At 42.4% G+C, this 26,030-nt stretch carries 22 protein-coding genes; 19 read left to right on the plus strand and 3 right to left on the minus strand.

Annotation, left to right across the window (positions count from 1 at the left end; translation table 11 throughout):
* Positions 1 to 220: 220 nt before the first annotated feature.
* From K1J10_RS06585 to K1J10_RS06625, 9 genes are all read left to right on the plus strand, one after another.
* Positions 221 to 676 carry an NUDIX hydrolase gene (locus K1J10_RS06585; protein WP_223356307.1) on the plus strand — a complete coding sequence of 152 codons (456 nt, stop codon included), beginning with the start codon at positions 221 to 223 and terminating at the stop codon, positions 674 to 676.
* An 8-nt stretch (positions 677 to 684) separates the two neighbouring features.
* The gene (gene mnmG, locus K1J10_RS06590) at positions 685 to 2,598 is read left to right on the plus strand and encodes a tRNA uridine-5-carboxymethylaminomethyl(34) synthesis enzyme MnmG (RefSeq protein ID WP_223356310.1); all 1,914 of its coding nucleotides are present in this window, start codon (positions 685 to 687) and stop codon (positions 2,596 to 2,598) included.
* A 213-nt stretch (positions 2,599 to 2,811) separates the two neighbouring features.
* A complete protein-coding gene (locus K1J10_RS06595) occupies positions 2,812 to 4,788 on the plus strand; it encodes a GGDEF domain-containing protein (protein ID WP_455906970.1) in 1,977 nt (658 codons plus the stop codon).
* On the plus strand, positions 4,785 to 5,237 hold the full coding sequence (gene rplI / locus K1J10_RS06600) for a 50S ribosomal protein L9 (RefSeq protein WP_048715073.1): 453 nt from the start codon (positions 4,785 to 4,787) through the stop codon (positions 5,235 to 5,237). Before K1J10_RS06595 ends, rplI begins: the two co-directional genes overlap by 4 nt.
* 24 nt (positions 5,238 to 5,261) lie before the next feature.
* On the plus strand, positions 5,262 to 6,617 hold the full coding sequence (gene dnaB, locus K1J10_RS06605) for a replicative DNA helicase (RefSeq protein ID WP_061564521.1): 1,356 nt from the start codon (positions 5,262 to 5,264) through the stop codon (positions 6,615 to 6,617).
* 3 nt (positions 6,618 to 6,620) lie between these two features.
* A complete protein-coding gene (locus K1J10_RS06610) occupies positions 6,621 to 6,893 on the plus strand; it encodes a Veg family protein (protein WP_048715069.1) in 273 nt (90 codons plus the stop codon).
* A 580-nt stretch (positions 6,894 to 7,473) separates the two neighbouring features.
* On the plus strand, positions 7,474 to 8,085 hold the full coding sequence (gene rpsD, locus K1J10_RS06615) for a 30S ribosomal protein S4 (RefSeq protein WP_003009175.1): 612 nt from the start codon (positions 7,474 to 7,476) through the stop codon (positions 8,083 to 8,085).
* A gap of 281 nt (positions 8,086 to 8,366) precedes the next feature.
* Positions 8,367 to 10,520 (plus strand): peptide cleavage/export ABC transporter ComA, encoded by a 2,154-nt coding sequence (comA, locus tag K1J10_RS06620; RefSeq protein WP_223356312.1) that lies wholly within the window; start codon positions 8,367 to 8,369, stop codon positions 10,518 to 10,520.
* 27 nt (positions 10,521 to 10,547) lie between these two features.
* Positions 10,548 to 11,909 (plus strand): bacteriocin secretion accessory protein, encoded by a 1,362-nt coding sequence (locus K1J10_RS06625; RefSeq protein WP_048690969.1) that lies wholly within the window; start codon positions 10,548 to 10,550, stop codon positions 11,907 to 11,909.
* A 193-nt stretch (positions 11,910 to 12,102) separates the two neighbouring features.
* Here the strand turns inward: K1J10_RS06625 and K1J10_RS06630 are convergent, their stop codons facing one another.
* The gene (locus tag K1J10_RS06630) at positions 12,103 to 12,639 is read right to left on the minus strand and encodes a TetR/AcrR family transcriptional regulator (protein WP_006595361.1); all 537 of its coding nucleotides are present in this window, start codon (positions 12,637 to 12,639) and stop codon (positions 12,103 to 12,105) included.
* A gap of 136 nt (positions 12,640 to 12,775) precedes the next feature.
* Between K1J10_RS06630 and K1J10_RS06635 the strand changes: the two genes are divergently transcribed.
* Complete coding sequence (locus K1J10_RS06635; RefSeq protein ID WP_223356313.1) at positions 12,776 to 15,571, plus strand: YhgE/Pip domain-containing protein; 2,796 nt, start codon at positions 12,776 to 12,778, stop codon at positions 15,569 to 15,571.
* A gap of 65 nt (positions 15,572 to 15,636) precedes the next feature.
* On the opposite strand, the gene K1J10_RS06640 is transcribed toward K1J10_RS06635, so the two are convergent.
* Positions 15,637 to 16,302 (minus strand): DUF4947 domain-containing protein, encoded by a 666-nt coding sequence (locus K1J10_RS06640; protein ID WP_223356315.1) that lies wholly within the window; start codon positions 16,300 to 16,302, stop codon positions 15,637 to 15,639.
* A gap of 217 nt (positions 16,303 to 16,519) precedes the next feature.
* Positions 16,520 to 17,770 carry a carbohydrate-binding domain-containing protein gene (locus K1J10_RS06645; protein ID WP_223356318.1) on the minus strand — a complete coding sequence of 417 codons (1,251 nt, stop codon included), beginning with the start codon at positions 17,768 to 17,770 and terminating at the stop codon, positions 16,520 to 16,522.
* A gap of 226 nt (positions 17,771 to 17,996) precedes the next feature.
* Here K1J10_RS06645 and K1J10_RS06650 point away from each other — a divergent pair, with 226 nt between their 5' ends.
* From K1J10_RS06650 to K1J10_RS06690, 9 genes are all read left to right on the plus strand, one after another.
* Complete coding sequence (locus K1J10_RS06650; protein ID WP_125329303.1) at positions 17,997 to 18,776, plus strand: polyphosphate polymerase domain-containing protein; 780 nt, start codon at positions 17,997 to 17,999, stop codon at positions 18,774 to 18,776.
* Positions 18,769 to 19,452: a DUF4956 domain-containing protein gene (locus tag K1J10_RS06655; RefSeq protein ID WP_061564513.1), complete on the plus strand. Its 684-nt coding sequence runs from the start codon at positions 18,769 to 18,771 to the stop codon at positions 19,450 to 19,452. Before K1J10_RS06650 ends, K1J10_RS06655 begins: the two co-directional genes overlap by 8 nt.
* A gap of 246 nt (positions 19,453 to 19,698) precedes the next feature.
* A complete protein-coding gene (locus K1J10_RS06660) occupies positions 19,699 to 20,964 on the plus strand; it encodes a S41 family peptidase (protein ID WP_223356321.1) in 1,266 nt (421 codons plus the stop codon).
* 146 nt (positions 20,965 to 21,110) lie between these two features.
* Positions 21,111 to 21,239 (plus strand): teichoic acid D-Ala incorporation-associated protein DltX, encoded by a 129-nt coding sequence (locus K1J10_RS06665; RefSeq protein ID WP_006595368.1) that lies wholly within the window; start codon positions 21,111 to 21,113, stop codon positions 21,237 to 21,239.
* Between the two features lie 14 nt (positions 21,240 to 21,253).
* Positions 21,254 to 22,804: a D-alanine--poly(phosphoribitol) ligase subunit DltA gene (gene dltA, locus K1J10_RS06670; protein ID WP_061564511.1), complete on the plus strand. Its 1,551-nt coding sequence runs from the start codon at positions 21,254 to 21,256 to the stop codon at positions 22,802 to 22,804.
* Positions 22,801 to 24,051 (plus strand): D-alanyl-lipoteichoic acid biosynthesis protein DltB, encoded by a 1,251-nt coding sequence (gene dltB / locus K1J10_RS06675; RefSeq protein WP_223356324.1) that lies wholly within the window; start codon positions 22,801 to 22,803, stop codon positions 24,049 to 24,051. The genes dltA and dltB overlap by 4 nt, the downstream gene beginning before the upstream one ends.
* Positions 24,052 to 24,069: 18 nt before the next feature.
* A complete protein-coding gene (gene dltC / locus K1J10_RS06680) occupies positions 24,070 to 24,309 on the plus strand; it encodes a D-alanine--poly(phosphoribitol) ligase subunit DltC (RefSeq protein WP_006595371.1) in 240 nt (79 codons plus the stop codon).
* Entirely contained in the window at positions 24,302 to 25,570 is a 1,269-nt protein-coding gene (dltD, locus tag K1J10_RS06685) for a D-alanyl-lipoteichoic acid biosynthesis protein DltD (RefSeq protein ID WP_223356327.1), read from the plus strand. The genes dltC and dltD overlap by 8 nt, the downstream gene beginning before the upstream one ends.
* A 143-nt stretch (positions 25,571 to 25,713) precedes the next feature.
* Entirely contained in the window at positions 25,714 to 25,950 is a 237-nt protein-coding gene (locus K1J10_RS06690) for a hypothetical protein (protein ID WP_185759943.1), read from the plus strand.
* The last annotated feature ends 80 nt before the right edge of the window (positions 25,951 to 26,030 follow it).

Here is a 26,030-nt window from a genome sequence, read left to right on the forward strand (position 1 = left end):
CCTTTATGCTGTTTTTCGCAATTCTAGTATATCAGATGAACGTATCTTTTGTGTTGCACTTCATTTTACAACAGGGCAAATTGACAAATTCAGTCAATCTGCTACAATAAAATAAGCAATAGAAATGATGGTCAAAGCTCATGGATGTTGCAGGCTTTTTTGTCCTGCACTTCTTGCGAGTTTTGACTGTTTTTGTGTCGTTTTTTGAGAGGAATAAAAGATGCAACAGCAGGATTTTCGAACGAAAATGGATCGCACGGTTTTTGGTGTGAGAGCGACTGCTTTGATTGTAAAAGACAATCGCTTGTTAGTCGTAGAAGATGAGGACGGTTTTTATACAATTGGAGGTGCCATTCAAGTGGATGAAGCTACTGAAGATGCTGTTGTTCGAGAAGTAAAAGAGGAACTTGGGGTCGCATCTAGAGCTGTTCAGTTAGCTTTCATTGTTGAAAATCGCTTTGAACAAGCTGGGGTCCACTATCATAATATTGAGTTTCATTATTTTGTGGACCTACTGGGAGATGCACCGTTAACGATGCAAGAAGATGCGAAGCCATTACCTTGCCGGTGGCTTGCTGTAGATGATTTACATAGTGTCAATCTAAAGCCGGCATTTTTAAAAACTGCCTTACCAGATTGGGACGGACAATTACGACACATCCATCTTAAAGAATAGGAGAAAAAATGACTTATAATTTTATAGAAGAATACGATATTATTGTGATCGGAGCGGGGCATGCAGGTGTAGAAGCCTCCCTTGCTGCGAGCCGTATGGGTTGTAAAGTTCTACTTGCAACCATCAATATTGAAATGTTGGCATTTTTACCATGTAATCCCTCAATCGGTGGATCAGCAAAAGGGATTGTGGTCCGTGAGGTAGATGCTCTCGGTGGAGAGATGGCCAAGAATATTGACAAATCCTATATTCAGATGAAGATGTTGAATACAGGAAAGGGACCAGCGGTTCGTGCCCTTCGTGCTCAAGCAGATAAGGAGCTCTACTCTAAGGAAATGCGTAAGACGGTTGAGAACCAAGAAAACTTGACCCTTCGCCAAACCATGATTGATGAAATTTTGGTAGAAGATGGGAAGGTTATTGGTGTTCGAACTGCGACCCACCAAGAATATGGGGCCAAGGCTGTCATTGTCACGACTGGAACAGCTTTACGTGGTGAAATCATCATTGGAGATCTCAAGTATTCATCAGGCCCTAACCATAGCCTTGCTTCTATCAATTTGGCTGAAAATCTCAAGAATCTTGGACTAGAAATTGGACGGTTCAAAACGGGTACGCCACCACGTGTAAAGGCATCGTCAATCAATTATGAAGAAACGGAAATTCAACCAGGTGATGAGAATCCAAATCACTTTTCTTACAATTCGCGTGACGAGGATTATTTAAAGGATCAAATCCCTTGTTGGTTAACCTATACCAATAGTCAAAGCCACGAGATCATCAACAGCAATTTACACCGAGCTCCAATGTTTACAGGTGTTGTAAAGGGAGTTGGACCTCGCTATTGTCCATCTATTGAAGATAAGATTGTTCGCTTTGCGGATAAGGAACGCCACCAGCTATTCCTTGAGCCAGAAGGACGCAATACAGAAGAAGTCTATGTCCAAGGCTTGTCAACCAGTCTACCAGAGGATGTGCAAAGAGATCTTGTCCATTCTATTAAGGGATTGGAAAATGCTGAGATGATGCGAACGGGTTATGCGATTGAGTATGATATGGTCCTTCCACATCAATTGCGAGCAACACTAGAAACTAAGAAAATCTCAGGTCTCTTTACCGCAGGACAAACCAACGGAACGTCTGGCTATGAGGAGGCCGCTGGTCAAGGGATTGTGGCAGGGATCAATGCTGCTCTAAAAATCCAAGGAAAACCAGAGCTCATCTTGAAACGGAGTGATGGTTATATTGGGGTCATGATTGATGACTTGGTGACCAAAGGAACAGTTGAGCCCTATCGACTGTTAACCAGTCGTGCTGAGTATCGTTTGATTCTTCGTCATGATAATGCAGATATGCGCTTAACAGAAATTGGTCGCGAGGTTGGTCTAGTGGATGACGAACGTTGGGCACGGTTTGAAACCAAGAAGTATCAGTTTGAAAATGAAATGAAGCGCCTTGACAGTATCAAGCTAAAACCTGTAAAGGAAACGAACGAAAAGGTTGCAGAGCTAGGTTTTAAACCATTGACAGATGCTGTCACAGCCAAAGAATTCTTGAGACGACCAGAAGTATCGTATCAAGATGTTGTTAACTTTATCGGACCAGCAGCTGAAGAACTAGATGATAAGATTATCGAGCTGATCGAAACTGAAATTAAGTACGAGGGTTATATCTCGAAAGCTTTAGATCAGGTTGAAAAAATGAAGCGAATGGAAGAAAAACGAATTCCAGCCAATATTGATTGGGACGATATTGACTCCATCGCCACAGAAGCTCGTCAAAAATTCAAGTTGATTAATCCAGAAACGATTGGTCAAGCTAGTCGGATTTCGGGTGTCAACCCAGCTGACATTTCTATCTTGATGGTTTATCTTGAAGGCAAGAGTCGGAGCATTTCTAAGAATCAAGAAAAAGAATCCTAACTTGTTATGATGTAAATATGTGGAAGAAGTAGCCAAATAGCTACTTCTTTTCTCGTTTTACTGTATATTTACAATAGTGTAAATATACTTTACACCGTTTGACAAATGAGCGACCGGACCTTGATCCCTGCCAGCTTTTTCTTTGGTGGAAAGGCTTGACGGGCCTCGCTTTTTCTTATGTTTTATGGTATAATGGCCCAACAGAGGTTTATGATGAAAAAATTTCGTATGACGCCTATCCATTATTGTATGGTAGGTTTGTTAGCATTTATTATATTAGCCATCAGTTCCAGATTATTGGGTAGCACAATTGCAAATTTATTTGTGATTCTATTGATTCTTTCCGGTGTCATCTATCTCTTTCTTCATCAATTAAAGCAAGTAGAATTGGATGAGCTAGAACAAATTCAATATGTCAATCATCAGGCTGAAAATGGATTGGCCTCGCTACTGGATAAAATGCCAGTTGGTGTAATCAAGGTAAACGGTGAAACCAATGAAGTTGAGTGGTTCAATCCTTATGCGGAGTTGATTTTCTCCACTGAGGATGGACAATTCGATGTGGAATACCTGCAACAAGTGTTGGCGATTCCTTTTGAAGGGAAAGGCCATTATGCAACCATTGGAGATAAGAAATATTCTGTTTATCTAGATTCCCACGCCAGTGTCGTTTATTTTTTTGATGCGTCTAGTGAGTATGAGGCCAACGTTGGTCTTGTAACGACTAGGCCGGTCATCGGGATTATGTCCGTAGACAACTATGATGATTTAGAAGATGTTGTGTCTGATTCGGATATCAGTAGCATCAATGGTTTTATTGCAAACTTTGTTGAAGAATTCTCGGAAAAATACCATATGTTTTACCGAAGAGTCGGGATGGATCGCTTTTATCTTTTTACCGACTATACCGTTCTTGAACAATTAATCGAATCCAAATTTTCTATTATTGACCAATTCCGTGAGGAAGCGAAAAATCGTGAATTACCCATTACGGTAAGTATGGGATTCTCATACGGAGATGGCAATCATGATGAAATTGGTAGAGTTGCTTTATCGAATCTAAACTTAGCTGAGGTTCGAGGGGGTGACCAAGCGGTTGTAAAAGAAAAAGAAGAAGGCAAGGATCCTATTTTCTTTGGAGGGGGGACAGCTTCTTCTATCAAGCGCACCCGTACACGTACTCGTGCGATGATGACAGCTATTTCTGAAAAAATTAAATCGGTTGATCAGGTATTTGTTGTTGGCCACAAAAAATTAGACATGGATGCATTGGGGGCATCGATTGGGATGCAATTATTTGCAAACAATATCAACGAACGCTCTTATGCTGTTTATGATGATACGTCTATGGCTCATGATATTGAACGAGCGGTTGAAAAAATTCAATCAGATGGAGCGACTAAACTAGTAACGGTTTCAGATGCTCTACGGATGGTAACCGATCAATCCCTTTTGATTATGGTAGACCATTCGAAGACAGCTCTCACACTCTCAAACGAATTGTATGAGAAGTTTTCCCAAGTCATTGTCATCGATCACCATAGACGGGATGAAGACTTTCCTGAAAACGCCATGATCACTTATATTGAAAGTGGAGCAAGTAGTGCAAGTGAGTTGGTTACGGAATTGCTTCAGTTCCAGAATTCTAAGAAGAACCGCTTGAATAAGATACAAGCCAGTGTTTTGATGGCTGGAATTATGTTGGATACCAAGAATTTCTCTGTTCGCGTAACGAGCCGTACATTTGATGTAGCTAGTTATTTACGAAGCCGAGGCAGTGATAGTGTCCTCATCCAGGAAATTTCAGCAATTAACTTCGATGAGTACCGCGAAGTAAATGAATTGATTCTAAATGGTCAAATGGTCTTCCCACATATTATTGTGGCAACAGGAGCATCAGATGTTCCTTATGGAACGGTTACCATTAGTAAAGCAGCCGATAGTATGTTGGCCATGTCTAAAATTGAAGCGACCTTTGTCATTGCTCTGAATGAACAGGGAAGCATTTCCATTTCAGCTCGAAGTAGAAGCAAAGTCAACGTGCAAAAAATTATGGAGCAAATGGGAGGCGGAGGCCACTTTAATTCGGCAGCTTCTCAATTGGCAGATGTAACCATCGATCAAGTTCGTACCCAATTGATTGACTGTATTCAAGAAGAGGTCCAAAAGGATAAGGAGGAAGAAGAATGAAAGTTATCTTTTTAGCAGATGTAAAAGGAAAAGGAAAAAAAGGGGAAATTAAAGAAGTCCCAACAGGTTATGCTCAAAACTTTTTGATCAAAAAGAATTTAGCTAAAGAAGCTAACGCCCAAGCGATTGGGGAACTTCGTGGTAAGCAAAAATCTGAAGAAAAAGCCCATGCGGAATTAGTCGCAGAAGCGAAAAACATTCAAGCGAAATTAGCAGAAGAAACGACCGTTGTCCAATTTACAGAAAAAATTGGCCCCGATGGACGTACATTTGGTTCGATTACCAATAAAAAAATTGCAGAAGAACTACAAAAACAATTTGGAATCAAAATCGATAAGCGTCACATTCAAGTGGCTTCTCCAATTCGCTCTGTCGGCTTGATTGATGTGCCTGTTAAAATTTATCAGGATATTACAGGTATTATCCAAATTCGGGTAAACGAAGGTTAAGTAAATCGTTAGAAAGGAATGACTATGGCTGAGATAGAAGAATTAAGAACCCAGCCTCAAGATATCCAAGCAGAGCAATCTGTCTTAGGAGCCATCTTTATTGATGAGGGGAAACTGGTTTTTGTTCGTGAGTTTATTGAGCCAGCAGATTTCTTTAAATATGCCCATCGGTTAATTTTTAAGGCGATGATTGACCTTGCAGATAGGGGAGATGCTATTGATGCGACGACCGTTCGCAATATTTTAGATAGCCAAGGGGACTTGCAAAATATCGGTGGTCTCTCTTATCTAGCTGAAGTTATCAACTCTGTTCCGACCTCAGCCAATGCGGAATATTACGCAAAGATTGTTTCCGAAAAAGCGGTTCTAAGACGCTTGATTGCCCGTTTAACGGAGAGCATTAATCAAGCATATGATGGAGCGAGTCCGTCGGATGAGATTATTGCAGGCGCAGAAAAAGCCCTGATTGATGTTAGTGAAAATGCCAATCGAAGTGGTTTCAAGAATATCAAGGATATCCTAAATATCAACTTTGGAAGTCTTGAAACTCGGTCATTGCAGACAACGGATATTACGGGGATTGCAACAGGTTATCGAGATCTTGACCATATGACAACAGGTCTTCATGAAGAAGAGTTGATTATTCTTGCAGCGCGTCCAGCGGTTGGTAAGACTGCTTTTGCTCTAAACATTGCCCAGAATATCGGAACCAAGTTGGATAAAACAGTCGCTATTTTCTCACTGGAAATGGGGGCTGAAAGTTTGGTGGACCGGATGTTGGCAGCAGAGGGCTTGATTGAGTCTCATTCTATTCGTACTGGTCAGTTGACGGATGATGAGTGGCGGAAGTATGCCATTGCTCAAGGAAATCTAGCCAATGCCAGCATTTATATAGATGATACTCCTGGTATTCGGATTACAGAAATTCGATCTCGTTCTAGAAAGTTAGCACAAGAAACAGGTAATCTTGGCTTGATCCTCATCGACTACTTGCAGTTGATTACAGGCACTGGACGTGAAAACCGGCAACAGGAAGTTTCAGAAATCTCTCGTCAATTAAAAATTTTGGCGAAAGAATTGAAGGTTCCTGTGATTGCCCTTAGTCAGCTGTCTCGGGGAGTCGAACAACGACAAGATAAGCGACCGGTTCTATCTGATATCCGTGAATCAGGATCCATCGAGCAGGATGCAGATATTGTTGCCTTTCTATACCGTGATGACTATTATGAACGTGCAGGTGAGGAAGAAGAAGGCTTGCCGAATAACAAGGTTGAAGTCATCATTGAAAAGAACCGTTCGGGAGCGCGTGGAACAGTGGAGTTAATCTTCCAGAAAGAATATAATAAGTTCTCCAGCATATCAAAGAGAGTAGAGGAATAATGAATGAGTGATGCATTTACAGATGTGGCAAAAATGAAAAAAATCAAAGAAGAAATCAAGGCTCATGAAGGTCAAATTGTGGAAATGACCTTGGAAAATGGTCGTAAACGTCAAAAAAATAAGTTTGGTCGATTAATTGAAGTTTATCCTTCTTTGTTTATTATTGAATACACTAATGAAAACAGTTTACCTGGTGAACCAGCAGCAACCTATGTTGAATCGTATACTTACTCAGATATTTTAACTGAGAAAAATTTGATTCATTACTTAGACTAATGTAGCTAGGGTAAGCTAGAACTTCCAACCGTCTCTTCTTGGAGATGGTTTTTTTGATGTCTTGAACATATCATAAACATTTGTTTTGTAAATTTATTGACAAAGATGTCAATTTTACGATCAAATCTGTCAATATTAGACAGGGAATCTTTTGAAGAGAAGTCTCATATATATTCTTCATATCACTAAAATAGAGGGACTTAGGAGGGTGTTGAAACAATCATGGTTGACAAGTTGTAAAAAAGGTGTAAAGATTCCTGTAAACAGATAGGATAGGAGAGTTAATACATGTATATCTAAGTCAAAATGTGTGATTTAGAAAGTCCTTAGCTAGAAAACCTCATTTTGCTTTTCATTTATAGAAAGAAATCAAAAAAATGAGAAAGCAACTTTACAAGGACTGGTATTGGTGGTATAATAGAATTTGTGCGAAATGACAGCAGGACAAAATGAAGCTCGTCAACAGGAAGCCAGCTAGAAAAGTAACCTTTGCTGTTTGGGCGAAGGCTTTCTGAACGAATCAGGTTTGTCTAAAACGTTATTTCCTACAAAAAATTATTTTTATAGGAGGACATTTCAAATGTCACGTTATACAGGACCATCTTGGAAACAATCTCGCCGTCTTGGCTTGTCACTTACAGGTACAGGTAAAGAATTGGCACGTCGTAACTACGTACCAGGTCAACACGGACCAAACAACCGTTCAAAATTGTCAGAATACGGTTTGCAATTAGCTGAAAAACAAAAACTTCGTTTCTCTTACGGACTTGGTGAAAAACAATTCCGTAACTTGTTCGTACAAGCTACTAAGATCAAAGAAGGAACTGTCGGTTTCAACTTTATGCTTCTTTTGGAACGTCGTTTGGATAACGTTGTTTACCGTCTTGGACTTGCGACTACTCGTCGTCAAGCTCGTCAATTCGTTAACCACGGTCACATCCTTGTTGACGGAAAACGTGTTGACATCCCTTCATACCGCGTAACTCCAGGTCAAGTGATCTCAGTTCGTGAAAAATCAGCTAAAGTTCCAGCTATCCTTGAAGCTGTTGAAGCAACTCTTGGACGTCCAGCATTCGTATCATTCGATGCTGAAAAATTGGAAGGTTCATTGACTCGTTTGCCAGAACGCGATGAAATCAACCCAGAAATCAACGAAGCACTTGTCGTTGAATTCTACAACAAAATGCTTTAATTTTAAGAAAAAACTTGCAGAAAGCCTACAACAGTGGGCTTTTTGTTTTGTCTTAAACCGTTGTTTTCTGGGTTTGCTTAGATATTTGCTCCCTAAGTTTACTTCATAGAAAGAAATGACCGTCTTAAAATAGGTGGTTTTTCTTTTGCAAAATAAATAACAACTCTCCTGAATTGGAGATTTTTGTGACCGAATACCTAAAATAATAAACCAAATAGCAATTTTTTCTTCTCAGATAGTCCTTTTTGTTAAGATGAAACAAACGATTGGAAAGGGTTCTTATGGGATTTAAGAAAAAACATTATCGCCAACAAGTTGATATGAGAGACTGCGGTGTTGCGGCTTTGGCCATGGTTTTTGGCTACTATGGTTCATACTATTCTTTAGCCAGTCTGCGGGAGAAGGCAAAAACGACTGCAGATGGAACGACCGCCTTAGGTCTGGTCAAGGTGGCTGAAGAGTTGGGATTTGAGACACGCGCCTTCCGAGCAGATCGCACACTTTTTGACTTGGAAGGAGTGACCTATCCCTTGATTGTCCACGTGATCAAGGATGGGCGTCTCCCTCACTATTACGTAGTCTATAAAAAAGATAAAAAGTATCTTTACATAGCCGATCCAGATCCAAAGGTAAAGATGACTAAATTAACGATCGAAGAGTTTGAACAGGAATGGACAGGGATTGTTATCGCCTTGGCCCCGACTCCAGCCTATCAACCAAGTAAAGAAAAGAAAAATGGGCTTTTAGATTTTGTCCCTCTTTTGTTTAAACAGCGGAAATTGGTTCTGCATATTGTTCTTGCAACGTTATTGGTAACCCTCATCAATATTGTGGGTTCTTACTACCTACAATCGATTATTGATACCTATGTGCCTGATCAGATGAAGCAGACGCTGAGTGTGATTTCACTAGGGTTGATCGTGGTTTACATCTTACAGCAGGTCCTGACCTATGCGCAAGATTACTTGCTTCTTGTTTTAGGCCAGCGCTTGTCTATTGATGTCATTCTGTCCTATATTAAGCATGTTTTTCAGTTGCCTATGAGTTTCTTTGCAACTCGACGGACAGGAGAAGTGGTGTCACGGTTTACAGATGCCAACCGCATTATCGATGCTCTGGCTAGTACACTGCTTTCAATCTTTTTGGATCTGTCTATTGTTTTGATTTTATCAGTAGTCCTGTTTAGCCAAAATGCTCACCTCTTTTTCTTGACCATTCTCTTGCTACCGATTTATGCGGTCATTATTTTTGCCTTTATGAAGCCTTTTGAGCGCTTAAATAATGAAACCATGGAAGCTAATAGTGTCTTGTCATCTTCCATCATCGAAGATATCAATGGGATCGAAACTATCAAGTCTCTTACCAGTGAGCGGAGTCGCTATCAAAAGATTGACTCAGAATTTGTGGACTATCTCAAGAAGTCCTTTGCCATGAGCAAGGCGGAGAGTCTACAAAAGGGGCTCAAGCACTTGGCCCAGTTGATTTTGAATGTCTTGGTCTTGTGGTTGGGAGCTCATTTGGTCATGAAGCAAGAATTGAGCTTGGGGCAGTTAATCACCTACAACACTCTCCTTGTTTATTTCACAGGCCCTTTAGAGAACTTGATCAACCTCCAAACCAAACTTCAAGCAGCCCGAGTGGCCAATACCCGTCTGAATGAAGTCTATTTGATAGACTCTGAGTTCGCAGATAAGAAACCTCTTCAAGATCGTGATGCTCTCGATGGTGATCTGGTTTTTGAAGGAGTAGACTACAAATACGGTTTTGGGGCTAACGTTCTTACCGATATCAGTCTCACGATCAAAAAAGGGAGCAAGGTAAGTTTTGTTGGTATTTCAGGTTCTGGAAAAACCACGCTAGCAAAGATGATGGTGAATTTCTACCAACCCAATAAAGGGACGATTCGCCTAGGAGGAACGGATATCCAGCAAGTGGATAAAACTTTGCTCCGCCAGCAAATCAATTATTTACCCCAGCAGCCCTATGTCTTTAATGGTACGATTTTAGAGAACCTGTTACTGGGAGCGCGGGAAGGAACTAGTCAGGAAGATATCTTGCGCGCTGTTGAAATCGCAGGAATTCGAGAAGACATTGAGCGTATGCCCCTCAATTACCAAACAGAATTGACTACGGATGGCATGGGAATCTCTGGTGGTCAACGGCAGCGGATTGCCTTGGCGCGTGCCTTATTAACGGATGCTCCGATTCTGATTTTGGATGAAGCGACCAGCAGCCTGGATATCTTGACGGAGAAGAAAATTGTGGACCGCTTGATGGCCTTAGACAAAACGATTATCTTTATCGCTCATCGGTTAACGATTGCAGAACGGTCTGAAAAAGTCTTCCTCATGGACCAAGGTCGTCTGAAAGAAGAAGGAAGCCATGAAGAACTGCTGAAAAAGAATGGCTATTACAGCCATTTGGTTACTTGTTAAGAGAGGACTAGGAGAAAAAAAGAAAGTATGATGAACGAAAAATATTTTGAAAGTGCAGAATTCTATCAGAAACGTTTCCACAATTTTGCTAGTTTATGGGTAGTCCCTTGTTTTCTTTTACTACTGTTTGTTGTCGGTTTCTCTGTCTTTGCCAAGAAGGAAGTGACCTTGTCTAGTCGTGGAACGATTGAAGCTACGCGCGTGGTGGACCAAATCCAGTCAACGAGTAATTCTCCCATCCAAGTCAACCATTTGAAGGAAAATAAAGAGATTAAGAAGGGAGAAATCTTGGTAGAATACCAAGAGGTTCAGGAAAAACAGCAAGGAATGAGCTTAACGCAACAGCTCGACCTCTTAAAGAAACAGGAGGAACAATTAAAATTGTTGAAAACGAGCATTGAGACAGGGGAGAGCCAATTTACAGGAACTGAGCATTTTGGGTATGACCAGCTGTTTAAGGATTATCAGCAACAAATAGCGATTCTCCAAGCGCAAGTCCATCAACAGAATGCAACCATTGCCTCTCAAAATGCCAGTGCAAGTTCCAGTCAAGCAGAAATTGGCCAAGCTATCCAAGACCAAGAGAAGCGATTAGCTGATTACCATAGTCTAAAATCAGCTCTACTAGAAGGAAGAAGTCTGGATGCGACTCATCCACTTTATTCTCTCTACCAGAGTTACGCTCAGCAACCACATGGAGAAGAAAACGCTCAAGCACAAGCTTCTTTTATCAGTCAGCTAGATAGTCAAATCCAACAGTTAGAGGCGAGTATTTCTAATTATCGCATCCAATATGCGGGATCCGGAAGCCAACAAGCTTTTTCGACCAGCTTAGATAGTCAAATAGCCTCTCTGAAAGCTCAACAGCTGAGTAAAGTTGGACAAGATTTGCTGCTTCTTTCTCAGCAAATCGCAGATCTAGACAGTAAGTTAAAAACACAAGAAAATCTTCTTCAGAAGACTCGGATTCTAGCCAAGGATGAAGGGGTGATTCATTTGAATGATGAAACAAAAGGAGCGAGTATTGTAGCGGAAGGTACTCCTTTGGCTCAAGTTTATCCTCTCATTCAGAAAGAAAAAGAAGTCAAGATTGTCACCTATATCCCTTCAAAAGATATAGCCACGATTCATGTAGGTGATCGGATTCGCTTTAGCACACAGGGAAGTAAACAAAAACCAATTACGCTAGAGGCCCGTATTAGCTCAATTGCTTCGAGTGCCACTCGGACAGAACAGGGGAACTTTTTCAAAATAGAGGGAGTTCTTCGTCTCAAGGATCAGGAGGCCAAACTCCTACGATACGGTTTGGAAGGGAAGTGTGTCCTGATCACAGGAGAAAAATCTTACTTCAGTTTCTTTGTGGATCAATTTTTAGGAGCAGGGAACTAAAGAAACATAACATAAAAGGGCTGGGACAAAAGTCCTAGCCTCTCAATTGTCTTTGGATTATCGAGCAAGACGCAGTGGTTGAGTGGGCTCTACCACGCTGATTTCATCAGCTTTTACAGCCCTACTCAACTGTGCGGAGGTGGGACGACGAAATCGAATTCTAACGAATTACCGATTTCTGTCCCACTCTCTTTTATTCCAGCATTTTTAATAGGAAGTCCGCCATTTGTTGGGGGCTTTCTTTTTGCCCACGGGCCACCCACATTTGACAGACTCCAAAGAAGGCATTGGTGAGGTAGACGGAACTATAGTCTCTTTCGATTTCGGTCAAAGATCGATGGCCATAACGTTCTTGCAAGCTATCGACTAGTAGAACTTGTAGCTTGTGTCGCAAGAAGGATTGAATTTCTTTTGTCCCATTCTCGGTTAGAAGGACAGCAAAGAGGGGCTCCTTGGTGAGAAATTCGAAAACTTCGGTAACAGCTTGGTGTTTATCATCTTGTTGTTTGTCGAAGATGTATTCAACTTTGTGGAAAAATTCCTGTTGGTAGCGCTCGATCATATCGTACTTATCACGGTAGTGGGTATAGAAGCTACTCCGGCTGATACCAGCCTCTTTTGCCAACTGAACAGTTGAAATCTCATCAAAGGACTCCCTATGAAGCAGGTCAACCATGGCTTCCTGGATGATCCGTTTTGTTTTTATTCGCTTGTTGCTTTCGGTAACCATTCTAGTCTCCCTCTTTTATACACAAAATTATACACAGTGTCCAAAAATGATTTTTTTAACTTGCGATTTTTAAAAAGAACTGTATAATCAATTATATCAAAAAAATTAGACAATGTGTATAAAAAGGAGACGAAAAATGTTTAAGGAATGGAAAGCGATTTTTAGGAAACCGACCTTCATCGTTGTGATGATCGGGGTTGCCTTGATACCAGCTCTCTACAATGTGATCTTTCTATCCTCTATGTGGGATCCTTATGGCAAGGTTTCCGACCTGCCAGTAGCAGTTGTAAATCAAGACCAGCCAGCTCGTTATCAGGAAGAAGAATTGACAATCGGAAAAGACATGGTGTCCAATTTTGAGAAAAGTGACGCCCTGGATTTTCATATTGTCGATGAAAAAGCAGCTAAAGATGGGTTGGAAAAGGGTGATTACTATATGGTGGTGACCTTGCCTAAGGATCTATCTGCTAAAGCTGCTTCTATCTTAACCAATCACCCAGAACAGATGACCATTGCCTACCAAACATCTAGTGGACATAGCTTTATTGCTGGTAAGATGAGTGATTCAGCCATGATAAAAATCCAGCAAACCGTTGCTAGCAATGTCACCCAAACCTATACCAGCGCTCTTTTCGAAAAGATGGGAAGTTTGAAGACAGGTATGGGAACAGCAGCGGAAGGAAGCCAGAAATTAGCGAACGGTGCTGGTCAGCTAAAAGAGGGTGGACAGACCTTGACAGACCATTTGACCACCTTGTCCAACTCGAGTCTGTCTTTTTCAAATGGGGCACAGACTCTTAGCACTGGTCTCTTGGCCTACACCAATGGAGTTGGCCAATTAGGAACTGGTCTTCATCAAATGCAGGAAAAAGTTCCGACTCTCGTGTCGGGAGTTGGGCAACTTCATGATGGCTTTACAACCTTTAGTAGTGGTTTGACGACCTATACGTCGGGAGTTGGACAACTGGGAAATGGTTTAAACCAAATGGCTAGTCAAACGCCACAGTTAGCCTCTGGGATTGGCCAATTGCATACAGGGATGACGACTCTCTCAACGGGACTGGATACCTACACAAAGGGAGTTAGTCAGTTGAATGTTGGTGCTAGTAACTTGACGGCTGGCCTCACCAGCTATAGCTCAGGGCTTGCTACTCTCAGTGGTGGAGCTAGTCAATTAAGCGGCCAATCGGAAGCCTTAAGAAACGGAGTATCTCAGTTAGAGACAGGCATTCAAACCTTATCCACACAACTCACTCCGCAACCAAATCAACAAGAGCAACTTGCCCAATTAACAGCAAGCCTCACCCAATTAAATGAAGCTATTCAGAATACGAGCGGAGATACCAGTCAACTCAGCACAGCTTTGGCAAGCATCGCCACCTCTGCTCAAGGGATTTCAGCAGCAGCACAGGCTGACCGCAATTCAGTGCTAGCAAATCTTCAAGCTACTGCTGCCTATCAATCGATGACAGCTGAGCAACAGGCAGAAATGACGGCTGCTGTCTCTGCTACTTCAAGTAGCACGGAGACTGCTGCTCAAGCGATTTTAACCACTGTTCAAGGCTTGCAAGAAAGCTTAACAACCGAGAGTCCCTTGGCCACAGTAAAAGAAAGTGCCAACCAGATCTTGCCAACAGCTTCGTCTACCTTGAATACTCTTTCAACTAGCTTGAGCTCCCTACAGACCGCAGTGACAGAGCAACTTCTACCAGCAAGCCAAACCCTTAGCCAGGGCGTTCAACTCTATACGACAGGGGTGGATCAGTTAGCCGGTGGAGCTAGTCAGCTTACGGATAATAGCAGTAGCTTGATTGCAGGAGCTACTCAATTGAGTGCGGGGACAAGTCAGCTGGATCAGAAATCTGGTGACTTGGTAATGGGAAGTAATCAACTAGCAGCAGGATTGGGAGACCTAAATGGGAAAATGCCAACTCTGACTGCTGGAATGAATCAATTAGCTTCAGGAGCCAACCAATTGACTAGTAAGTCTAGCGAATTAACAACAGGCGCTGGATTGCTAGCTAGTGGGATCGGTCAACTAAATGGTCAAACACCGGTTTTGGCTAGCGGTGTTGATCAACTGGTATCAGGAGTTGATCAGTTATCGGATAAATCAGGTCAGTTACTATCAGGTTCTCAGCAATTGGCGGATGGTGCAACTAAGATAGCTGATGGCTCTGGTCAATTAGCGGCAGGGGGTCAGGTTCTTGTCGGAGGTTTGGCTGATCTCCAAACAGGTAGTCAAAATCTTAGTCAAGGCTTGAGTTCAGCTAAGGACCAACTAAATAGCGCTAGCACTGAAAAAGAAAATGCAAGCGTATTGTCAGATCCAATCACTCTTTCGAAGACAGACCATGACAATGTTTCAGTGAACGGAGTAGGAATGGCGCCTTATATGATATCTGTTGCCCTTTTCGTCGCGGCTCTCTCTACCAATATGATTTTTGCCAAATTGCCATCTGGGCGTCATCCAGAAAGTCGTTGGGCTTGGCTTAAATCGAGATTGGAAGTGAACGGGATGATTGCGGTCTTGGCTGGTGTCCTGGTCAACGGAGCTGTCCACCTGCTCGGAATGGCGGCAAACCATGAAAGCTTGACTCTCTTCCTCTGTGTGTTAGGAAGTGTGACCTTCATGTCCGTGGTAACCGCCTTAACGACATGGAACAACAAGGTCGGAGCATTTATCTCTTTGATTCTCTTGCTCCTTCAACTGGCTTCTAGTGCAGGGACTTATCCGCTTGCCCTCACCAATCGTTTCTTCCAAACTATTCACCCACTGTTGCCAATGAGTTATACCGTATCGGGATTAAGGGAAACCATTTCCTTATCTGGTCAGATAGGTGGGCAAGTCACCTTCCTTACCCTAGTTTTGGGCTTGTGTATTGGTCTAGGAATGATGGCCTATCAACCTCAAAAGATGGAAGAAGACTAAGCTTCCTCTATCTAAAGTTTCATGTGAAACAAAGCCCTCTTCTCAATAGAGAAGAGGGCTTTTTCTTAGTTAAAATAAAGCACTTCTGGATTTGGAGTGATGTAGATAAGGTTATCTTCTTTGAAGACCAGTTGTACTTGGCCCTGTTTGTAGATATAAACCGTGTACGTTTGACCGAACCTAGTGGCTTGAGCGATATCGATCGCACCAGCCCAAAAAGCACGAAGCTGTTCATCTGTTAAGTGTCCCTCTTGATATAGTTTCACGAGGTTTTCCCGTTCCTTTTCTGAGAAGGTTTCTACCAGATACTTTGGGTCGTTAAGGACATTTTCAGGTTCCCCAAGAATTTTTTGAACAAATTTTTTAGTATAGCCTTCGTAATCCGGTGTTGCGGCTTCTAATGTATCGCCATCTTTTCTATAGTAAACGACAGAATCGCCTGTTGCATAGATCTTGTCTGTTGGAGCTTCGCTAGCATTGGCAGGGAGCTCCTCCATTTTTTTGCTAGAGCTGGTTTCTGTCTCAGACTCTTTCTTCTCTTTTTTGGAAGAGCTAGCTTTAGATGATTTTTTTGACGATGAGGCTTCTTTTTCACTTTTCTCTTGTTTTTTAGAAGAGGCACGAGAGCTCGTTTCTTCCGGTTTGAAATATGATTGAAAATCAGACATACAGGCTGTCAAGAAGAAAAGACTCAAAAAGAGCGTTGCAAGGAGAGTAATTTTTTTAGACATCATATAAATCCCTTTCTAATCATAGAGCGCTATTTCTTCTATTGTACACTATAAAAGCTTGGAAAGCACGAAAAAACAGGAGAGAGCTTGTACGAAGTAGGTATTCATACAAGCTTTCTCTCCTGTAAGGGTCAGCTCCTTGTGATCTCATTTGAAGCGAGGGAGTCATCTTTTAATAACTCTTGTGTGCTTCAGTTAGTGGCCTTGGAAGAAGGACTTAGCGTCCACCAGGCTTGCCAGGTCCACCGCCTTGAGGTCCGCCACCTCCGGGAGCCCCACCGCCTCCAGGCATGGAGTTGACAATTTCTGTTTGTTTTTCACCGTTGATATAGATATCTCCGCCTGTGTAGGTAGCTGTTCCATCAAAGTCAAAGCCGGATTGTCCCGTCAAATTGATGGTTCCTCCAGTCACAGTGACATTGCCGTTAGAGTCGATTGGATCGGTATCGCCTTGCCCAACTTCAACGTTGAGGGTTCCACCATTCATGGTGAAGAAAATTTCATCTTGGTTGGCATTGGCATTGGCCGCATTGACACCGTCATCGCTTGCGTAGATGGTGATATCTCCACCGTTAATGGTGATTGATTTTCCTTCAAGGCCTTCGACAGACTCGGTCACCTTGTAAGTTCCGCTATCGATGACTAGATCACCAGAATCATGGATGCCATCGTCCCCAGCTGAAATGGTCATGGTATTGTCAGACAGATACATGGTTCCGACAGATGTATCTTCATCGTTATCCACCTTGACTGCATCTTCATCTGCATCGATGGTCATGGTCGTACCAGTGATATTGAGTTCATCATTGACGTTGAAGGCATCTCCAACAGCCGTGATCTTATAGGTTCCACCTGTGATATGGAGAGTGTCATTGGCTTTGATACCGTTGTTCTTCTTAGCGTCAATGTTGAGCGTACCTGAACCATTGATGGTGAGGTCGCCCTTAGAGAAGATCACTGCGTCGGCATCTTCATCATTGTTTGAACTTGAATCAGACAAGGTATTGGTCGTGCCGTCTGCTAGAGTGAGGTAGACATGCCCTGCTTTCGTAGCAGAAATTGGCGCGTTGGTGTTGGTCATGGTAACGCCTTTCAAGACGATGTGAACATCATCTGAGTCACCCGCTTCGACCTTGATTTGAACTCCATCGGATTCACCAGAGATGACATAGGTTCCAGCCTTTGAGATGGTCACAGTTGATCCAGATACAGCTATGCCGTCACCTGATACACTTGCAGAAGATCCAGATAGTTTTACAGTAGAGGCTTTACTTTCATCATAAGAGGTGTCCTTGTCCTTATCTGTAAAATAGTTGGAATTGTTTGTTTTATTTTTTGAAGTAGAAGTAGCGGTTGTTTGTGCAGTATTGCTTTTTGTAGCTGATTGTGATGACGCCTGGGTACAAGCTGTCAGTAAGGTGAGGGTTGCGGCCCCCGTTAATAAGAATTTCCATTTGTTTGATTTCATGAGCTTTTCCTCTCGTTCCCTTGATATGCTCCTAGTCTAAAGTTGCTAGCTGAAAGTTTCCTGAAGTTTTTCTGAAAGGAATCTTAACTTTAGTTTTCTTTAAGTTTGGCTTAATGAAAGCTTAAGAAAAGGCCACTAAACTAAGGAACCAGTAAAGCGACTTGTGGCTTTGCAACAAAAACGATAAAGAAAATGATAACTTTTTATTGAACAAAAGGAGAAAAACATGAAAAAAACGGTAGAGACAAGCTTCAAGCGGATTGAAACCAAATATGTGGTGAATAAAGAAGACTTGGATGATTTATTGAAAGATTTGAAGAAATATGTTGTTGAAGACGATTATCCCATCTCCACGATTTCGAATATCTATTTTGATACCGAAGACTTTGATGTGATCCAAGATGCTCTTGCTAAACAGAACCGTCGTGAAAAGATCCGGATGCGGACCTATGTGGAGCATCCAACAGTGGAGAGTCCGGCTTTTCTAGAAGTAAAATCAAAGGATGCAGAAGGAATTGGTCATAAGTTCCGCCTGGTCTCGAACCCTTCCTCCATCACCCGCCTCATGACGGATGGACTAGTGGATCAGACCATTCAGGATCTGGACTTGGTGCAAGAAATCCAAGCTCTGCGCCAGCGCTATGATTACCGACTACAGCCTCAGATGTACATCCATTATGATCGTTTGTCCTTAAAAGAAAAGAAGAGTATCCAAGGCTATCCTTACAATAAGATTCGGGTCACCCTGGACCAAAACTTAGTCTATCGTGATCAGCAGGTCAATCTCCTCCGTGGGAAAGCTGGAGAGCCTTTGTTAGAAGAAAATACCATCATTATGGAAATCAAGGCCCCAGGTGAAGAACCTCAGTGGCTGAAGGACATTCTGGATAAGTACGGACTGGTCAAACAGAAATTTTCGAAATACAGTTGTGCCTACCATAAGTCACAAGGCTTAGACTACGCACCAACGCCAATTCAAGAAAGGACAGGTGCTGCCTATGTCTAATCTATTTGATTCTATTTTTAACAATACTACGGCAACCGTAGATCCGGTGCGTCTGATGCTAGCCTTACTGGTCAGCCTGGTGCTCGGGATGGCCCTGTCTTGGACCTACAAATACCGTACCCTCTATACGCGTGAATTTATCGTCAGTCTCACCTTGCTTCCCTGCATGATGACCCTGGTGATTTTCCTGGTGAACGGGAGTCTGGGGACCTCGATTGCAGTAGCGGGAACCTTTAGCTTGATCCGGTTTCGTTCTGCTACCAGCGGCTCGAGAGAATTGATCGCGATTTTCCTTGCCATGATTATTGGTTTAGCAGCGGGGTCGGGCTACCTCTTATTGGCAGTTTTGTTTACGGCCTTTCTGTTAGCTATCTGGCTCTTGCTCGAAACCAAGCAAAGTAAGACCGACCACCAACGGCGCCGTCACCTGACGATTGAGCTAGGAAATCAGGCTAGGATTGCAGAGAAGATCAGACATCTGTTGGATCGCAATTGTACAGAAGTCGACTTGATTTCGGTTAATACAAGCCAAAATGGGGAACAGCTTACCTTGGATTATGAAGTGGATCTGAGACCAGAAGTTGACGATTTTGCAATGACGACCCTCCTAACAGAAGAAATTTATCATTGCGATGTATCCTTGACCAAGAAGGCTAAGAAAAGAAAGAACTTATAGAAGAGAGTGGGACAGAAATCGGTAATTCGTTAGAATTCGATTTCGTCGTTCCACCTCCGCACAGTTGAGTAGGGCTGTAAAAGCTGATAAAATCAGCGTAGTAGAGCCCACTCAACCACTGCGTCTTGCTCGATAATCCAAAGACAATTGAGAGGCTAGGACTTTTGTCCCAGCCTCTTTTTAGGCTTTTAAGAACTTTTTAAGGAAAAGTGGTATACTATTTCTAAAAAATTTAAGGAGTCCTGCATGAGAAAAAGAGCTATTTTTGAAGATGTCGTCTCTATTATGACTCACGATTCATCTACCATCAAAGATAGAAAAGGATGCAATCCCGAGCCTTTTCGAGAAAAAATGACAGATGATATGACAGATGATGCCTTTCTTTATCAAGTCAGGTCCTACCTAGCTAGTTTTGGGATTATTGGCCATATCTCTTTTCAGAATAAAAAAGCTAGGCAGAAAGGCTTTCTCTTACGCGTAATGGACCATCAACTTTATGTTGAAAAGGCAAATGAAGATACAGGACTTCAAGTAGGAGATCAGATCTTAGCTTTGGATGGAAGTGACTTGGAGCAGGTAGCCTCTCTCCATAAGGACTATTTTATCAGTAAGACCCCTGAAAGACACTACCGAGAATGGGCAGATTTGATCTCTCAGTCCACAAGGGTCACCCTGCTTCGGGAGGGGGTAGAAAAGACCATTGAAGTAGTGCCCAGTCGAGAACCAATCCAAGATCAGATTTTTTGGAAACGATTAGACGATGAGATTCTTTATCTTCGTCTGGATAATTTTATGGATGAAGGAGCTATTAGTCGGGTATATCAAGAGTGTTTACCCATGATGACGGAGGTCAAGTTTCTTCTCATTGATGTCCGACAGAACGGCGGAGGGACAGATTCTCTATATCTTACTCTGTTACATCTAGGCTTAGAGAAGGATCAGGGCTATGATTCGCTTGACTGGGACGATGATGGCATGGAAATTCTATACACGGAACGCAATGTCGACTTACGCTTGAAAGACTTTGAGGACTGGATGCAACAGGAAGAAATTAGTCCTGAAACAACTAAACTACTTGAAGATATGAAAGAGGAGTTGATCCACCATCGGGGGAAAGGCTATGTACCGTATCAGCAAGAAAGCGAGGAATTCTTCCCAGAGGTTAGAGGTGGCCAATATCCCGAACAGATCTTTATCTTATCAGATATTTATTGTGGATCATCTGGTGATAATTTTGTCCAGATGATGAAGCAGTTTAAGAAGGTAACAGTGGTAGGTAGACCAACTCTAGGAATTTTAGACTATTCCAATTGTTGTACTGTTGATTATGGGGATTATCGATTGATGTTTCCTACTTCTCGCTGTCTAAGCTTGGATCAAGGAAAAGGAATGACGGATCAAGGTGTGGAGCCGGATATAGAGGTTCCCTGGAGTCCCGACCATTTTGAAAGAGATGTAGATCTAGACAAGTGTTTGGAGTTGATTCGTCAGAGTTGCGAAACGGCAAGATAAGGCTTAGATAGCGGTTGGCTTAAATTAGGATAGTAATCGTCTCGTATGGTAACGTTTTCTAGTATTATTTCTTTGTGTTTGGATTGCTATGACTGAACAAAAAATGGTAAAATAGTCAGTGAAAATCAAAATGAAGAGTGAAAAAGATGAAACATAAAACACTTTATAAATTTATAGGGCAAACAATTTTGTATTTCGCTATTTTTTTAGCCCTACTCTATTTCTTTAGTTACCTTGGTCAAGGTCAGGGTGGCTTTATCTACAATGAATTTTAAAGGAGATCCCTACCGTGTCAAACCAACCAATTACTGATATGATCGAGGCGATTGAACGCTACGCCCAACTGCAACCAGATTATCCTGTCTACAATGTCCTTGGAGAAGAGCATACCTATGGCCAATTGAAGGCAGACTCAGATAGCTTAGCAGCCCACATTGACCAAATGGGACTTCCTGAAAAGTCACCTGTTGTGGTCTTTGGTGGTCAAGAATATGAAATGTTGGCAACCTTTGTGGCCTTGACCAAATCTGGCCATGCTTATATCCCAATTGATAGCCATTCTGCCTTGGAGCGCGTATCTGCCATTATTGAAGTGGCTGAGCCAAGCCTGATCATTGCCATCAATGAGTTTCCAATCGAAAACCCAGCTGCTCCGATCATGTCCTTGGAGCAAGTGCGTGAAGCTTATGCGGCTCAGAATGCCTATGATTTGCAACATCCGGTCAAAGGGGATGATAACTACTACATCATCTTTACCTCTGGAACAACTGGAAAACCAAAAGGGGTGCAAATTTCGCATGATAACTTGCTCAGCTTCACCAACTGGATGATCACGGATAAGGAATTTGCGACGCCAGAACGTCCGCAAATGTTGGCGCAGCCACCCTATTCCTTTGACTTGTCTGTCATGTACTGGGCACCTACCTTGGCTCTTGGAGGAACCCTTTTTGCCCTTCCATCAGCCATCACTCAAGACTTCAAACAACTCTTTGCAACCATCTTTTCTCTTCCGATTGCGATCTGGACTTCAACACCATCTTTCGCAGATATGGCCATGCTGTCTGAAGATTTCAATGCTGAAAAGATGCCAGGCATCACCCATTTCTACTTTGATGGGGAGGAGTTGACCGTGAAAACCGCTCAGAAATTGCGCGAGCGTTTCCCAAATGCGCGTATCATCAATGCTTACGGGCCAACAGAAGCAACCGTTGCTTTGTCGGCAGTAGCAATCACAGATGAGATGTTAGCAACTCTTAAACGCTTGCCAATCGGCTATACCAAAGAAGATTCTCCAACCTTTATCATTGATGAGGAAGGAAATAAATTGCCAAATGGAGAGCAAGGTGAGATCATCGTGTCTGGACCAGCTGTTTCAAAAGGTTATATGAATAATCCAGAGAAAACAGCAGAAGCCTTCTTCGAATTTGAAGGACTTCCAGCCTACCATACGGGAGATGTCGGAACCATGACAGATGAAGGTCTTCTTCTCTATGGTGGTCGGATGGACTTCCAGATCAAGTTTAACGGCTACCGTATTGAGCTAGAAGATGTTTCTCAAAACTTGAACAAATCTCAGTACATTGACTCGGCTGTTGCAGTACCGCGCTACAACAAAGATCACAAGGTTCAAAATCTTTTGGCCTATGTCATCTTAAAAGATGGGGTCAAAGAACAATTTGAGCGAGAGATTGATATTACCAAAGCGATCAAGGAAGATTTGGAACACATCATGATGTCTTATATGATGCCTTCAAAATTCCTTTACCGTGATAGCTTGCCGCTAACTCCAAACGGGAAAATCGACATCAAAGGGTTGATTAGCGAGGTTAACAATCGATGATCGAGTTCTTGAAACAGCTCCCTCATTTAGAACCCTATGGCACCCCGGTCTACTTTATTTATCTGATTGGGGCCTTATTGCCCATCTTTGTTGGCCTCTTCTTTAAAAAGCGTTTCCCAGTCTATGAAGCCTTGGTCAGTCTAGCCTTTATTGTTTTGATGCTGACAGGGACGGATTTGAAACAAATCTATGCGGTTCTTTTCTACCTCTTTTGGCAAATCCTTTGGGTCTACTCCTATAAATTCTATCGAAGCCAGCGTGATAACAAGTGGGTCTTTTATCTTCACTCTTTCTTGGTCGTTTTGCCCTTGGTTTTTGTGAAGGTGCAACCAGCCATTGATGGGACCCAGTCTTGGATGGGCTTTCTTGGGATCTCCTATCTGACCTTCCGAGCGGTAGGGATGATTATCGAGATGCGAGATGGGACCCTCAAAGATTTTACTCTATGGGAATTCTTGCGTTTCTTGCTCTTTATGCCAACTTTCTCAAGTGGGCCGATTGATCGTTTCAAACGCTTTAATGAAGACTACCTAACGATGCCAGATCGGGATGAGCTCCTCGATATGCTGGAGCAGAGCGTCAAGTATATCATGCTTGGCTTCCTCTATAAGTTTATTCTAGCTCATATCTTTGGTCATCTCTTGCTAGGTCATGTCAAGACTTATGCCCTTCTTCAAGGGGGCGTCTTTAACCTAGGAACCTTAGGGGTGATGTATGTTTTTGGTTTGGACCTCTTCTTTGACTTTGCAGGCTATTCCATGTTTGCTCTTGCAGCATCCAACCTGATGGGGATTAAGAGTCCAATCAACTTTAACCTCCCTTTCAAATCACGTGATTTAAAGGAATTTTGGAATCGCTGGCACATGAGCCTATCTTTCTGGTTCCGTGACTTTGTCTTTATGCGTCTGGTCATGGTCTTGATGCGCAACAAGGTCTTTCAGAGTCGGATTACAACGTCAAACGTTGCCTACATCATCAACATGTTGGTCATGGGCTTCTGGCATGGAGTGACCTGGTATTATGTTGCTTATGGTCTTTTCCACGGTCTAGGTCTCGTAATCAATGATGCCTGGCTTCGGAAGAAGAAGACACTGAATAAAGAGCGCAAAGCAAAAGGACTTGAGCCCCTGCCAGATAATCGCTGGACTCAGGCTCTTGGAATCTTTATTACCTTCAATACCGTTATGCTGTCCTTCCTGATATTCTCAGGTTTCTTGGATCAGCAATGGTTTCCAAAAATGAAATAAGAAAAGGAAAAATGAAAAATGGATGTAAAATCACAAGTAATTGAAATTATTGACGAATTGTTTATGGAAGATGTCTCAGACATGATGGATGAGGATCTCTTTGATGCCGGTGTTCTTGATAGCATGGGAACCGTTGAGTTGATTGTTGAATTGGAAAACCGTTTCGATATTCGGGTTCCAGTATCTGAATTTGGTCGTGATGACTGGAATACTGCCAACAAAATCGTAGAAGGTGTCATGGAGCTTCAGAATGCTTAAACGATTGTGGCTGATTCTGGGTCCAGTCTTTTGCGCCATGGCTCTTGTCGCTACTCTTCTCTTTTTCTATCCGATTAACCACAAACATAATCTGACAGAAGAGAAAAAGGCCGCAGTGAGCTTGACGGCAGAAGGCTTCAAAAGTCGTGCCCGTAAGGAAGAAGCGCTCGGGGATCCCAACTATCGTTTTGTACCCTTCTTTGGTTCCAGCGAATGGTTGCGATTTGACATCGTCCACCCAGCAGTACTAGCTGAGAAGTATGATCGCTCTTATCGTCCGTATTTTCTAGGACAACGAGGGGCGGCGTCTTTGAACCAATATTTTGGGATGCAGCAAATTCTTCCTCAACTAGAAGGGAAAACGGCTGTCTATGTGGTATCGCCCCAGTGGTTTACGAAGGATGGTTATGATTCATCGGCCTTTCAGCAATACTTTAACAGTGATCAATTAACGAGCTTTTTGGCCAACCAAGAAGCTGGACCAGCAAGCCAGTATGCGGCATCTCGTCTCTTGCAGCAGTACCCTAATGTAGCTATGCAGGGAGGAGTTCAGAAGCTAGCCAAAGGTCAAAATCTATCTAGTTTTGAAAAAGGTCTCAATCAGACCCTCATGCGCTTTGTTCGTCGGGAGGATGCCTTCTTTAACACCTTTACGGCAATGAACAATAGCAACTATGAGAAGAAAGTTCTCTCTCGCTTAAACGACTTGCCAGATACATTTTCTTACGAAGCCTTGGAAGAGGTGGCGACGGCGGAAGCCAAAAAGAAAACCAATAATAATAAACTAGGCATTAGTAATAGTTTTTATACTCATCGTCTTGCGAGTAAGCTCAAGAAACTCAAAGGATTCCAAAAGAATGAATCCTATGAACAATCCCCAGAATACAATGATTTACAACTGGTCTTGGATCAGTTTGCTCAATCTAAAACCAATGTCATCTTTGTCATCCCTCCAGTGAACTCGAAATGGATGGCTTATACAGGTTTGAGTAAAGAAATGTATCAACGGACAGTTGAAAAAATCCGTTACCAACTAGAAAGTCAAGGCTTTACCCATATTGCTGATTTTTCTAAAGATGGTGATAAACCTTACTTTATGCAGGACACCATTCATATGGGCTGGAATGGATGGTTGGCCTTTGACAAAGCAGTTGATCCTTTTGTCTCCAACCCTCAACCGGCTCCTGAATACAAGATTAACAATCGTTTCTTAAGTCAGGACTGGGCTAACTATAAAGGCCAGCCGGATCAATTTAAGTAAGATGCGAAGAGGTTGAGAATACCCAGTCTCAACCTTTTTCCTATGGTTTTGAAGAAACTTATCCCCATATTCACAGACTTATCCACAGACTTGTGGATAAGTCTGTCTACTAGAAAGAGAGGAACTGGTACAAGATGAAAACAATGAAGAAAATAGCTGTTTATGCGATTCTTCAAGGAATCGTGGTCTTTCTCATTACGGGCCTCATCACTCAATTAATCAGAGGAGACTTCTTTTTCCGTAACTTGGCTCCAATATTTGGAGTCTTGGCAGCTATCATGCGTTTTGGAACAGCTAGTCTGATGAAAATCTTGGCCCCAACCCTATACGATGAAGAGGCCAAACAAGAGAAAACTCCTACCGGGAAAGAAGCTGAATAAAAGAGCCCTGTTGTAAAATGAAGTGCAACACAAAAGATACGTTCATCTGATATACTAGAATTGCGAAAAACAGCATAAAG

The sequence above is a fragment of the Streptococcus australis genome (assembly GCF_019930045.1).
GTDB classification, from domain to species: domain Bacteria; phylum Bacillota; class Bacilli; order Lactobacillales; family Streptococcaceae; genus Streptococcus; species Streptococcus australis_D.